The sequence below is a fragment of the Collinsella sp. An2 genome, assembly GCF_002160065.1.
Classification (GTDB): domain Bacteria; phylum Actinomycetota; class Coriobacteriia; order Coriobacteriales; family Coriobacteriaceae; genus Limicola.
This window is the reverse complement of the sequence record NZ_NFJW01000002.1, coordinates 15,245-28,593: the sequence shown is the minus strand read 5'-3', so window position 1 is coordinate 28,593 and position 13,349 is coordinate 15,245. Positions and strand designations below refer to the sequence as shown.

The following is a 13,349-nucleotide window of genomic DNA, read 5'->3' as shown; positions in this document are numbered from 1 at the left end:
ACCTGGCCAGACGTCTCGGAACTCTCCGATATGGCTCATCTCTCAGATATCTCTCTACTATCTCTCCGATTATCTCTCAGTTAAAGAGACAATCGGAGAGCTCGTCTGAGAGCTGATTGCGAGTTAAGAGATGTTCGATGGACGCTTCGGCTCGAAGGCGAGCCGTCGCGCATCGCTACCTGCTATGATGTGTGCATACGTGACCCACCTGGGAAAGGATGCGCATGAGCGACACACCCAAGCATGTGACCTACGAGGATGCCGGCGTCGATACCGCCGAGGGCGGCCGCGCCGTCGACGCCATCAAGCAGATGGTCGCCGAGACCAACCGTCCCGAGGTCATCGGCGGCATCGGCGGTTTTGGCGGGCTCTTCTCCGCCGCCGCGCTCAAGGACATGGAGGACCCCGTTCTCATCTCCGGCACCGATGGCGTGGGCACCAAGCTCGTGCTCGCTCAGATTCTCGACCGCCACGAGACCGTGGGCCAGGACCTCGTCGCCATGTGCGTGAACGACATTCTGGCCTCCGGCGCCGAGCCGCTGTTCTTTCTGGACTACGTTGCCATCGGGCATATTCAGGCCGAGCACATGGCCAAGATCGTGAAGGGCGTGGCCGACGGCTGCAAGCTCGCGGGCTGCGCGCTCGTGGGCGGCGAGATGGCCGAGCATCCCGGCGTCATGCGTCCCGACGACTATGACATGGCCGGCTTCACCGTGGGCGTGGTCGATCGGCCCAAGATGCTCGACCCGGCAAACGTCCGTCCCGGCGACGCCATCATCGGCCTGCCGAGCTCGGGCGTGCATTCAAACGGATACTCGCTGGTGCGCCGCATGATCGGCGTCGACGGTATCGTGCCTGGCACCCCCGAGGCCGAGGCCAAGCGGGCCGAGCTCGAGCAGCCGCTTGAGGAGCTCGGCGGCCGTTCGCTCGCCGATGCCCTGTTGGAGCCCACGCGCATCTACGTGAAGCCTATCCTGGAGCTTCTGCGCGGTGGCGTCACCGTGCACGCCATCGCCCACATTACGGGCGGAGGCATCACCGAGAACCTCAACCGTGCGCTTGCCTCCGACGTCGACGCCGTGGTCGAGCGCGACGGCAAGGAGATGGGCTGGGACATGCCGCCCGTCATCTCCTACATTGCGCGCCAGGCCGGTCTTACCCCCAACGAGGCCTGCAAGACTTTCAACATGGGCGTTGGCCTCATGATCATCTGCCCGGCCGAGGAGGAGGCCGGCGTCATGGCCGCCCTTGAGGCCATGGGCGAGCGTCCCTTCCACGTGGGCGCCTGCGTACCCGGCAGCGGCAAGGTGGTGTACTCCGATGAGCGCTAACGACGAGGAGTATCGCCGACTGGTCGAGGAGGCGGGGCTGCCGCCCGAGGCACAGCCGAGCGAGCAGTTCTTTGGCAAGGGAGCCGAGCACGAGGTGAACCGCGCGCTGGTCGCCGCAGCCGAGGGGGACGACGCCGCCTATGCCGCAGCCGTCGCCCACGCCGTGGAGCGCCTGCGCGCCGCGGGGCTCGATGGCGAGACGGGCAACGACATTCAGGCCCGCCGCGCCGCGGAGGTCGCTGCCGGTACGGCCGAGCCGCTCAAGATCGGCGTGCTCATCTCGGGTTCGGGTACCAATCTGCAGGCGCTCATCGACCGCATTGCCGACGGTTCGCTCAACGCGCAGGTTGTCATGGTCATCTCGAGCCGTCCCTCCGCAGCCGGGCTCAAGCGCGCCGCGGACGCCGGCATCCAAACGCTCGCGCTGTCGAAGGAACTCTACGCCCAGGACCCGTGGGTGGCCGACGAGGTTATTGCCACGGAGCTCAAGCACGCAGGGGCCGAGTACATCATCATGGCCGGCTACATGCGCAAGGTGCACGAGCCGCTGCTGGCGCTGTGGCCCAACCGTGTCGTCAACCTGCATCCGGCGCTGCTTCCCAGCTTCCAGGGTGCCCACGGTATTGCCGACGCCTACGCGCGCGGCGTGAAGGTGACCGGCGTGACGGTGCACTTCGCCAACGAGGTCTACGACCAGGGCCCTATCATTGCGCAGGAGCCTGTGCGCGTGGAGGAGGGCATGACGGTCGATGACCTCGAGGCCGCCATCCACGCCGTCGAGCATCGCCTGTATCCTCAGGTGGTTCAGCTGCTCGCCGAAGGTCGCGTAACCGTGCGGCCCGACCTTACCGTGTCGATCGCCACGGCATAGCAGGCCGTTATTCGAAAGGCGACCATCGCCATAGATCACGTCCATCCCCAGGGGGCGCCGCCGGCAGGCAGGCTCCCTGGGGATGCTGCTATTTGACTGTCCCCTTCAGCCTTTCTTCACGAATATGGTGCTTGCTGGGACACGCTTTGCTGTGGTGGCAGCGGGCCCGTGCAATGTGCGACAATAGGCGCGTTTGTACAACGAGGGCATCATCCTGCGGCTTAGTTGTCGAGGCGTTCTTCTGGGGCGTGCGACGGCGGGGCCGCGGCCACATCAAAGGATCGACCATGGCAATGAAGAAGAACCACAACAAGAAGCGCGAGGGTGCCGAGGGCGAGAAGAAGCCCGCCACCAAGGCCGACTTCAAGCGCGAGGGCAAGAAGGCGCTCAGCAAGGGTGCCAAGTACATCTTGGTGGCCATTGGCGTCGCGGCCATGCTGCTGTCGGTGACCGCCATGGCGTGCTCGGGCGTGCTCAGCCAGTTCCAGTCTTCCGACGACGACTACACGCTTACCGGCGGCGTCGCCGCGACGGTCAACGGCGTGAACATCACCGAGGACACCGTCACCCGCCAGATCATGAGCACACGCAGCTCCATGGGCTACGGCAGCGACGAGGGTTGGGCCCAGTACCTGGCCAACAGCGGTATGACGCCCGAGAGCTACCGCGAGAACGTCATTAACCAGTACGCGCGCCAGTACCTCATCACGCAGGCCGAGAAGGAGTACGACATCACCGTCACCCAGGACGACCTCGACAAGGCCTGGGATGACTTCGTTGCCAACTACGACTCCGAGGACAAGGCTCTGGAGACCCTCACCAACGTGGGCTATACCAAGGACACTTACCTGCAGAGCATGGAGTCGAGCCTGGCCCAGCAGAAGCTCCGCGACAAGGTCGCGCCCGAGAAGGATCCCACGGACGACGAGATCATCGAGTACGTGAACGACAACATCGACACCTATAACGACGCTCGCCGCTCCTCGCACATCCTCATCAAGGTCGACTCCGACGCCGACGACGCCACCAAGGAGGAGGCGCGTCAGAAGGCACAGGACATCCTGGACAAGATCAACAACGGCGAGATCTCGTTTGAGGACGCTGCCAAGGAGTACTCCGAGGACAGTTCGGCCGACGACGGCGGCGACGTGGGTTGGGATAAGCTCACCTCGTTTGTGACCGAGTACCAGGACGCGCTGTCGGCGCTTTCGAAGGACCAGATCAGCGGCGTCGTTGAGAGCTCTTACGGCTTCCACATCATCAAGTGCACCGACTACTTCCATGTGGACGGCGAGGTCACCTCGATTGACCAGATCCCCGAGAACCTGCGCGACAAGCTCTCCGACACCATTACGTCCAACAACGCCCAGACCGACTACAACAACTGGCTCAACGATTACGTGGACGCAGCGGACATCGAGATCAACCCCATGCCCGAGAACGTTCCCTACAACGTGGACATGAGCGGCGTGAGCTCCTCGACCGACGAGGGCAGCGCCCAGTAGCCACGGCCCGGACGAGCCCTGTGACCAGATGTGATTGATCGGGCGCCTTGCGGGGCGCCCGTTTGCTAGAAAGGAAGCATTATGACCAACCAAGAGCTGCACGACGAGATGGTCGCCGCTATGAAGGCGAAGGACAAGACGCGCCTGTCCATCATCCGCCAGGTGATGGCCGAGGTGAAAAACGTCGAGGTGAACGAGCGCCGCGACGCCACCGAGGAAGACGTCAACAACATGGTGAAGCGCCTCATCAAGCAGACGAACGAGACGCTGGAGATGTCCATCAAGGCGGCCAACAACCAGGAGCGCACGGACACCCTGACCGAGCAGGTGAAGATTCTGGAGAGCCTGCTGCCGGCGCAGCTTTCCGGCGATGAGCTGGTTGCGCTCATCGAGAAGACCATCGGCGAGGTCGGCGCGACCACCCGCAAGGACATGGGTCGCGTCATGGGCGCGCTCAACAAGGCGACGGGCGGCAACTTCGATAAGGCCGCAGCCGCCAAGGAGGTCCAGAGCCGCCTGGCATAGCGGTGTCGCGCGGCGCCCCTGCTCTTCCGCGCCGCAGGCCCTCGGATCGCGCGGCCGCGAAAAACGCGGGGCGCCTGTGCACTCCACTCTGCTAAAGTGTATAGTAATTATCCAATTGGGTATACTTTTGCACATTGTACGGCGATTTACTCATTTGTATGCAAGGTCTGGCACCTGGGGGTTTGTAACGTCTCAGTTTCCTGCGCGTTGCAGCTCGCGACACGCTCTGTCGGAGTGGCCGGCCCACCGTACAATGGGAGACCGAATCGTATACGTCATGCCATCTGGCCCGCTCCGGGCACTATGTCCGGTTGTATGCGTGTCTGACAGGAAGGAATCGTGCCCATGGCCGAGAACATGATTGAGATTAAGGGGTTGAATAAGTACTTTGGCGACCTCCACGTGCTGAAGGACATCAACCTCACGGTGAAGGCGGGCGAGAAGGTCGTCGTGATCGGTCCGTCCGGCTCGGGCAAGTCCACGCTCATCCGCTGCGTCGACTTCCTCGAGGAGCCCACCTCCGGCCAGGTCATCATCGACGGCACACCGCTTACCAAGAAGAACCACCTGGAGATGGCCCGCAAGTACTCCTCCATGGTGTTCCAGCAGTTCAATCTCTATCCCAACATGACGGTGCTCGGCAACCTGACGCTTGCGCCCATCAAGCTCCAGAAGAAGAGCAAGGACGAGGCAAACAAGATTGCCATGGCCGCGCTCGAGCGCGTCGGCCTGGCGCAGAAGGCCGGCGAGTATCCGCAGAACCTCTCGGGCGGCCAGCAGCAGCGCGTCGCCATCGCTCGCGCCATGTGCACCAAGCAGCCGATCATCCTCTTTGACGAGCCCACCTCGGCGCTCGACCCCGAGATGATCCAGGAGGTGCTCGACGTCATGATCGAGCTCGCTCACGACAACATCACCATGATCTGCGTCACCCACGAGATGAACTTCGCCAAGCAGGTCGCCGACCGCGTGCTGTTCATGGATGACGGTCAGATCCTGGAGGAGGGCACGCCCGAGCACTTCTTCACCAACCCGCAGAATCCGCGCTGCCAGGACTTCCTCAACAAGATCCTGCACTAAGCGCGTTGCCGCTCGTGGGGGAGAGTCCCCACGGCGCGCACCCATGGTCTTCTGGCGCTACCCGATGCGCCTTAAGATACGTCCCACGTGCGGACGTCCAAGAGAAAGGGGAACACCATGTCCATCTCCCGTCGTCAGTTCATTCAGGCGCTTGGCCTGGGAACCTTTGCAGTCGCCGGCTCTGGCTTCCTGGCTGGCTGCAGCTCCGACACGGCCGGCTCCGGCTCCAGCAGCGGAGACGGCAGCTCGAAGATTCAGGCCATCAAGGACCGCGGCAAGCTGGCCTGCGGCGTCAAGCAGGACGTGCTTGGCTACGGCTATCTCAACACCGAGACCAATCAGTACGAGGGCCTCGAGATCGACCTCTGCTATCAGCTGGCGGCCGCCGTGCTCGGCGTGACCTATGACGAGGCCAAGGAGAAGGAGCTCTGCGAGTTCACCGCCGTGACTCCTAAGACCCGCGGCCCGCTTATCGACAACGATACGCTCGATGTCATCGTGGCTACCTATACCATCACTCCCGAGCGCGAGGAGGACTGGGACTTCTCTACGCCGTACCGCACCGACTCGGTGGGCATCATGGTCATGAAGAGCTCCGGCATCACCAAGATGGCCGACCTCGACGGCAAGATCATCGGCGTGTCGCAGGGCTCCACCACCAAGGACGCCGTGACCCAGATGCTCTCCGACCAGGGCATCGACGCCACCCCGACCTTCCAGGAGTATCCGGACTACCCGTCCATTAACTCCGCGCTCGAGTCCGGCAACGTCGACGCGTTCGCCATGGACCGCTCCACGCTCAACACCTATATGAACGACAACAAGGAGCTTGTCGAGCCCGACATCGAGTTTGGCACGCAGGACTACGGCGTTGCCACCAAGAAGGGCTCCGACCTGTCCAAGGTGGTCGACGACACCGTGCAGGAGCTGCTCGACAACGGCTGGATGGACGAGGAGATCCAGACCTGGCTCGGCGCCAGCGCGTAAACGTACGTTATTGATGGTGCCGAGGGCGGGCGACGCGCGTCGTGCCCGCCCTCGGCATCTCCTTGTCTCAAGAAGAGGCGGGTGCTCGGCCGGAATACGCTGTGCCGGTGACATGCACCGGTCCCTTGTTGGGACAGATTGGGAAAGGAGAGGCTATGCTCGATGGGCTGCTAGACCCCAGGCGCTGGGAGATCACCCTTAGCAGCATGGAGCCGTTCTGGGACGGGTTCTTCTTCACGCTGCAGGTGGTCGTTGCCGGCCTGGCGATCTCGCTGGTGCTTGGCACCATCCTGGGCATCTTCTCGACCACGCGCTCGCGGATCCTCCGCGCCATCAGCCGCGTCTATGTCGAGTTCTTCCAGAATACCCCGTTGCCGGTGCAGGTGTTCTTCTACTATATGGCCGGCCCGCGTGTGCTGCAGGCCATTCTGAACACGCCGAGCCCGGTGCGCATTTCTTCGTTCGTGATCGGCGCGGTGGGCGTCGGCCTGTATCACGCCGCCTACATCTCCGAGGTCATCCGCACGGGCATCGAGGCGGTGCCGCGCGGCCAGATGGAGGCTGCGCTGTCGCAAGGCTTCAGCCGCGTGCAGGCGTACGGCTACATCATTCTGCCGCAGACGTTCAAGGTCATCCTGCCGCCGCTCTGCAACCAGGCGCTCAACCTGGTCAAGAACACCTCGGTGCTTGCGCTCATCGCCGGTGGCGACCTCATGTACAACGCGGACAACTTCGTGTCGACCTACGGCTACCTGCAGGGCTACATCATGGCCTGCGTGCTGTACTTCATCATCTGCTTCCCGCTGGCGCTGCTCGTGCAGTACCTGGAGAAGCGCTCCAAGCGCAAGCCGCGCGCCAAGGTCATTCCGGGCATCACCACCGACGCTGCGAAGGAGGCGTAGAGCATGGAGATCTTTACTCAGGCAAACGTCACCTTCATTCTTACCGGCTTCCTCAAGACCCTCGAGATCTCGGCCTTGGCGATTGTGTTCTCGATTATCCTGGGCACGGTACTCGCCATGGTGAAGCAGTACTGCACCGGCAAGCTCTCGATTTTCAAGTGGATCGTCTCGGCCTACATCGAGCTCTTCCGTTGCACGCCGAACCTGCTGTGGATCCTCTTCATCTACTTCACGGTGAAGGGCAACGACGTGTTCATCTCGGTGCTGGCGTTCACGATCTTCACGTCGGCAGTCATCGCCGAGATCGTGCGCGGCGGCTTCAACTCCATCCCCAAGAGCCAGTTCGAGGCCGCGCAGAGCCAGGGCTTCGGATTCTTCCAGAGCATGCGTCTTATCATCCTGCCGCAGACGTTCAAGACGATCATCCCGGCACTCTTCAGCCAGTGCACGACGGTCATCAAGGACTCCTCGTACCTCGCGGGCATCAACGTCGCCGAGTTCATGTTCTCGGCGAAGGTGGTCATGGGCTACACGTCCAACCTCGACCAGGTGCTGCTGCTGTACGGATTCGTCTTCTTGCTATACTTCGTCTTGAACTTCGGTATCTCGCTGATCGTGCGTGCCTACCAGCGCCGCGTGGTCGCCGCGTAAGAGGGAGTTGCCATGAGGATCATCACCCGACCGTCCATCAAGAGCAGGCTCGAGGCCCGGGCTACCGGCGAGGACGCCGATCGCGCCGGCCAGCCGGTCGTCATCACCATCGCGCGCGACTTCGGCGCCGAGGGGCACGAGGTTGGCAAGATGCTCTCGAGCGAGCTGGGCATCCCGCTGTACGACAACGAGATCCTGGTGCGTTCGTCGCTGCGCGCCGGCGAGTCGGTGGACAAGATGGCCGCCTACGACGAGCGGCTCGCCGCCGAGTTCATGGCGTTCATGCCCGACCGCGTTGACGCTCGAACCGTAGCGGACAAGCTTTGGGAGGCCATGGCGCGCGTGATCGTGGACCTGGGCGCCACCGAGAGCTGCATCATCGAGGGGCGTCTGTCGGACTATCTGCTGCGTTCGAACCCGAACCACATCGCCGTGCTTGTGACGGCGCCGTTTGAGGACCGCGTCGAGATCGTGAGCAAGAAGCGCGGACTTACCCACGCAAAGGGCGTGAAGCTTGTTCGCAAGATGCAACGTGCCCGTGAGAGCTTCTACAAGCGGTACTCGGCTGGCAAGTGGCGCATGGACATGGGTAAGGACATCGTGGTCAACCGCGCCAAGCTGGGACGTCAGGGCTGTGTGGACGTGATCGCCGCCGCCTATCGCTCCAAGCTGCACGAGCTGGGGCTGGACGAGAAGGAGACCTCGGTTCCGCACACGGTCATCGAGGACGACGACACCCTGCACGTGAATGCCAAGGTGGACTAAACCGGCGTTATACACGGTGCGATAGGGGCATATGAGGCGGTTTCGGGCAAGCGCTCGAAGCCGCCTTTTCTTGTTGGTGGTCTGCGGCTTGTGACGTGCGCTGTGTGTCGTAGGGTCAGTCTGCTGCCCTGGTGCGTGTGCAGCGGCCGGCGTTGCCCATTTGTAAGGTCCAGGCCTGCGAGTATCACCAGACCTTCAACGAAGACCTCAGTGCGGCGCTTCTGGGCGGGGGAGGTCGGGCGGAGGCTATATTCGAAGCACTATTGCCGGCTGTCGGGGGAACTATGGGGACAACAAAACGAACGCCATTTCGCGTGCGGCATCCGTGGTTTGTGCACGTGGCCTTGGTGGTGCTTGTGCTTCTGGTGGGCGCGGGCGTCTATGTGGGCGTTGCCGTGCACAACCGCTTGGAAGAGGAGCGCTTGGGACTTGCCACGATTGCCGCGCCAACTGCGGCGACACCGCTCGAGGACGCGTCCCAACATGCGGGCGCCTTTACCACCGAGGTCGAATTCACAAGCATGGCGGCCACCGACGGTCAACGTGTGGCCACCGAGGTGGCCTGGGACGACGACTGGTTCTTCCAGGACCCTACGGTCTACAACCACGAGCTGGCTACCACGTGCTCGGTGCTCTCTGCGGCGGCTAACTCGGAATCTGCGTACTACCAGCAGGGGTCCAACGCACCGGCATACATGGAAAACGCACTGGCCTCGCTTGGGTTCGAAACCATTTCAACGGCGTCCTACCAGTACCGCAGCGAGATCTTCGACGAGGTGATCGACTTCTTTGCGGGTACTGACGACGTGGTGGCCTACTCGGTGGCGACCAAGCATCTCACGAGCTCGTCAGGCGACACAAAGGTCCTGTATCTCGTTTCGATCCGCGGCAGCTATGGTGCGGAGTGGCTGAGCGATTTCAACATGGGCAACGCGTCGGATTACGACATGGAGGCCATCGACCACGAGGGCTTCATGCGCGCTGCCGACGAGATTGTGGAAAGCCTGTCCACAATGCTTACCGATGAGTACGCCGCCAACCCCAACGCGGAGGTAGCCCTGCTCTTTACCGGACATTCCCGAGGAGCTGCAACGGCAAACCTCGCCGCATCGTACGCGGACGACATGACCACCAGCCTGCGCCCGCTCGCCCCGCTGTCGAACATCTACTGCTACACATTCGCTACGCCAGAAGTCACGCAGCTGGGCAACACGGGGGAAGCGCTGTACGACAACATCTTCAACATCATGAACCCAAGTGACCTGGTGCCGCGGTTGCCGCTGGCATCGTGGGGCTATGCACGCTATGGTCACGACCTGTGGCTGCCCGGATACGGCGATGACGGGTTTGACGAACGCTACGACGCAATGAAGGCGGCGTTTAAGAAGAACGTTGGGGTCGATTGCCCTTACGTTCCTGAAGACCGCGAGCGCGTCGACGCTTTCGTGGAGAAGCTAGGAGAGCAGATTCCCACGCAGCAAGATTTGGTGTCGGCTGGTGGCATTGCTTCGCTCGTGTCCGATTTAGCGCTCGATCTTGACCCTATGCAGGTGCTGTACGCGCACTATCCCAATGTATATATCGCTTGGATGCAGGTTATCGACGCAGAGGATTTGAATTAAGGCAAGATCACGTTGCCGCGTCCAGAAGGGCATGCGATGGGGCGGGCGGCATCGCGAGCGTAGGGCAACAAGGCCTTTCGCGGATGTCGTGACAAGGCTCGCGGCGCCTGATGGACCCAACCGGATCACAAATGATGGGCCCAACCGAATCACAGACGGCGCTTAGGTGGACAAAAAATCGAGAAGTCTGTAATGTTTCCTACGTTTTGATGGTGCGGTTTGCTCTCCGCCCAGGTAAACTGGGGTGCACACCGCCATCTACCTGCGCGTTGGGAAAACCGCACAAGCATTTCCCAGGAAGCATTACAGACTTCTCGAAAATTTGTCCAGTTGAGGCATGTGGAACGCAGAAGGGGCCGCCGTTGGTTGTTCAACGGCAGCCCCTTCGCTTATATGGCGGACAGAACATGACGTCCGCGCGACTTCTGCGGGGGTCTGGCGGTCGGCTTATCGCGAACGTCATACCCTTCGTCATGCCTATTCGGCGAGCAGCGTCTCCTTGATAGACGCGGCGGCCTTCTTGCCGGCGCCCATGGCCAGAATAACGGTTGCAGCGCCGGTCACAATGTCGCCACCGGCCCACACGCGCGGGTTAGACGTGCGGCCGTTGTCGTCGGTGTCGATGTAGCCCCACTTGTTGGGCTCGACGCCCGAGGCCGGTCCGGCAAACGGGTTGGCGTTCGTGCCAATAGCGGTGATAGCGATGTCGCATGGGATCTCGATCGTCTCGCCCTCGATCGGCACGGGGCGACGACGACCGGAGTCGTCGGGCTCACCGAGCTCCATCTTCTGCAGGTGGATCGCGTTTACGAAGCCGTCCTCGCCCGCGGTGAACTCAATGGGTGCGACGAGCTCCAGGAACTCGATACCTTCCTCCTTGGCGTGGTGAATCTCGGCCTTACGGGCGGGCATCTCGGCCTCGGTGCGGCGGTAGGCGAGCGTCACCTTGTCGGCACCCAGGCGCAGCGCGGTGCGCGCGGCGTCCATGGCCACGTTGCCGCCGCCGAACACCACGACCTGCTTGCCGTGCTTGATGGGGGTGTCGTACTCGGGGAAGTCGTACGCCTTCATAAGGTTGGTGCGCGTAAGGAACTCGTTGGCGCAGTACACGCCGGGGAGGTTCTCGCCGGGCACGTTGAGGAAGCGTGGCAGGCCCGCGCCCACGGCCAGGTAGAGCGCATCGAAGCCGTCCTCGTCGAAGAGCTCCTCGGCGGTGAACAGGCGGCCGGCCACCGAGTTGTACTCAAAGTGCACGCCGAGCTGCTCCAGGCTGTCGATCTCGCGCTTGACGATGGTCTTGGGCAGGCGGAACTCGGGGATGCCGTAGGTCAGCACGCCGCCGCCCGTGAAGAACGCCTCGAACACGGTGACGTCAAAGCCTTCGCGTGCGAGCTCGCCGGCGCAGGCGATGCCGCTGGGGCCGGAGCCCACGATGGCGACCTTCTTGCCGTTCTTGGGCTTGACCTCGGGGGCCTTGCCCACCTCGTCGGCCATGTCGCCCAACATGCGCTCAAGCTGGCCAATCGCCACGGGTTCGCCCTTGCGGCCCAGGATGCACTTGCCCTCGCACTGATCTTCCTGTGGGCACACGCGGCCGCACACAGAAGGCAGCAGATTGTCTTGCTTGATGGTCTCGAGCGCGCCGGCCCAGTCTTCCTCGCGAATCTTCTCGATGAACTGCGGGATGTGGACGCCCACCGGGCAGCCCTCCATGCACAGCGGTTTCTTGCAGTCGAGGCAGCGGTTGGCCTCGGCGATGGCGTCGGCCTTGGTAAAGCCTGTGTCGACGGGGCGGAAGTCGCGGGCACGTTCGGCGGCAGGCTCCTCGTTGGGGGCGACGCGCGGGCCGCGGCTCGGACGATACTTCTTGGGCTCGGTGCCTGCGTTCGCGGCGGCGCCGGTTACTTCTGCTGGCATGCGCACTCCTCCTCGTAATGCTTCATGGATGCGGCCTCTTCGGTGCGGTAGGTGGCCTGGCGCTTGGCGAGGTCGTCCCAGTCGACCTGGGTCGCGTCAAAATCGGGTCCGTCGACGCAGGCGAACTTGGTCTTGCCGCCCACCTCGACGCGGCAGCAGCCGCACATGCCGGTGCCGTCGACCATGATGGGGTTGAGCGACGCTACGATGGGCACGTTATATTTCTGGCAGGTAAGGGCCGAGAACTTCATCATCGGCACGGGGCCCACAGCGAAGGCGGAGTCGACCTCGCCAGCCTGGCACAGACGCTCGAGCGGGGCGGTGACCACGCCCTTCTCGCCCATGGAGCCATCGTCGGTGGTAATGAAGAGGTTCTCGAGCGGCAGGGCCTCGAACTGCTCGGTCAGGATAAGGAGGTCCTTGGTGCGGGCGCCCATGATGACGGAGACTTTCTTGCCGGCCTCGCACATGGTGCGCGCGACGGGGTAGGCGATGGCCAGGCCCACGCCGCCGCCGAGAATGACCACGCGGTCGCCATCGATCTCGGTGGGGCAGCCCAAAGGCCCGGTGATGTCCTGGATCTCGTCGCCCTCGTTGAGCTTGGAGAGGCACTCCGTGGTCTTGCCCACGACCATGAAGATGAACTCGATCCAGCCCTCTTCAGAGTTCCAGTTGGCAAAGGTGAACGGCACGCGCTCGCCCGTTTCGTTGATGCGCACCATAAGGAACTGGCCGGCGTGCGCATGCTTGGCCATCCTGGGCGCATGGACGCGGAACTCGAAGACCTTCTCCGAGAACTGCGTCTTCTTCAGGATCTTGTACATAAAACCCCTCTCTGATACGAGGAGCCGTTCGCACAGGGGATGCCCTGCGCCCACGGCTCGACTTGTACCCTGCTTATACATGGCGCGCGGCACGGTGCTGTTTGTGGAAGGCGACCTGCCCACAAGCTCTGTCGCGTGTGACAAACCAGGTACACATACAAGCTCCAGTATACCCTGCGCCGGGGTAAACCCCCTTCCGAGGTCGGCGCATGCTTGGATGTCATGGCTGAATGGTCGTGCGGGTTTGATTTCCAACCTCAGCGCAACGAGGGCTACGCGTTCCAGGACCCAGCGCAACGCGTTGCGCTGGGTCCTGGAACGCGTAGCCTCTCCCCCGAGGGACCGGAGCGGCCGGTCCCGGAGAGGAGG

General features: G+C 62.7%; 12 protein-coding genes. 10 read left to right on the top strand and 2 right to left on the bottom strand.

The window, feature by feature from the left end; all coding sequences use genetic code 11:
• Positions 1-224: 224 nt before the first annotated feature.
• The 10 genes from purM to B5F33_RS02020 all read left to right on the top strand — a co-directional run bounded on the left by purM (position 225) and on the right by B5F33_RS02020 (position 10,239).
• Entirely contained in the window at positions 225-1,331 is a 1,107-nt protein-coding gene (gene purM, locus B5F33_RS02065) for a phosphoribosylformylglycinamidine cyclo-ligase (RefSeq protein WP_087410145.1), read from the top strand.
• Between the two features lie 211 nt (positions 1,332-1,542).
• Complete coding sequence (purN, locus tag B5F33_RS02060) at positions 1,543-2,202, top strand: phosphoribosylglycinamide formyltransferase (RefSeq protein WP_239284691.1); 660 nt, start codon at positions 1,543-1,545, stop codon at positions 2,200-2,202.
• 287 nt (positions 2,203-2,489) lie between these two features.
• Complete coding sequence (locus B5F33_RS02055) at positions 2,490-3,707, top strand: peptidylprolyl isomerase (protein WP_087410143.1); 1,218 nt, start codon at positions 2,490-2,492, stop codon at positions 3,705-3,707.
• A gap of 81 nt (positions 3,708-3,788) precedes the next feature.
• Positions 3,789-4,232 (top strand): GatB/YqeY domain-containing protein, encoded by a 444-nt coding sequence (locus B5F33_RS02050; protein ID WP_087410142.1) that lies wholly within the window; start codon positions 3,789-3,791, stop codon positions 4,230-4,232.
• Between the two features lie 357 nt (positions 4,233-4,589).
• Positions 4,590-5,312: an amino acid ABC transporter ATP-binding protein gene (locus B5F33_RS02045; protein ID WP_204214365.1), complete on the top strand. Its 723-nt coding sequence runs from the start codon at positions 4,590-4,592 to the stop codon at positions 5,310-5,312.
• 117 nt (positions 5,313-5,429) lie between these two features.
• Positions 5,430-6,299, top strand: coding sequence for a transporter substrate-binding domain-containing protein (locus B5F33_RS02040; protein ID WP_087410140.1), 870 nt, complete (start codon positions 5,430-5,432; stop codon positions 6,297-6,299).
• A gap of 155 nt (positions 6,300-6,454) precedes the next feature.
• Positions 6,455-7,201, top strand: a complete 747-nt coding sequence (locus B5F33_RS02035) for an amino acid ABC transporter permease (RefSeq protein ID WP_087410139.1) — start codon at positions 6,455-6,457, stop codon at positions 7,199-7,201.
• Positions 7,202-7,204: 3 nt separating this feature from the next.
• On the top strand, positions 7,205-7,852 hold the full coding sequence (locus tag B5F33_RS02030) for an amino acid ABC transporter permease (RefSeq protein ID WP_087410138.1): 648 nt from the start codon (positions 7,205-7,207) through the stop codon (positions 7,850-7,852).
• Between the two features lie 12 nt (positions 7,853-7,864).
• Positions 7,865-8,617, top strand: a complete 753-nt coding sequence (locus B5F33_RS02025; RefSeq protein ID WP_087410137.1) for a cytidylate kinase-like family protein — start codon at positions 7,865-7,867, stop codon at positions 8,615-8,617.
• A gap of 284 nt (positions 8,618-8,901) precedes the next feature.
• Positions 8,902-10,239 carry a lipase family protein gene (locus B5F33_RS02020; protein WP_087410136.1) on the top strand — a complete coding sequence of 446 codons (1,338 nt, stop codon included), beginning with the start codon at positions 8,902-8,904 and terminating at the stop codon, positions 10,237-10,239.
• Between the two features lie 477 nt (positions 10,240-10,716).
• Here B5F33_RS02020 and gltA read toward each other — a convergent pair whose 3' ends face one another.
• Entirely contained in the window at positions 10,717-12,156 is a 1,440-nt protein-coding gene (gene gltA, locus B5F33_RS02015; protein ID WP_087410135.1) for an NADPH-dependent glutamate synthase, read from the bottom strand.
• On the bottom strand, positions 12,141-12,980 hold the full coding sequence (locus tag B5F33_RS02010) for a sulfide/dihydroorotate dehydrogenase-like FAD/NAD-binding protein (protein ID WP_087410134.1): 840 nt from the start codon (positions 12,978-12,980) through the stop codon (positions 12,141-12,143). Before B5F33_RS02010 ends, gltA begins: the two co-directional genes overlap by 16 nt.
• Positions 12,981-13,349: the final 369 nt, after the last annotated feature.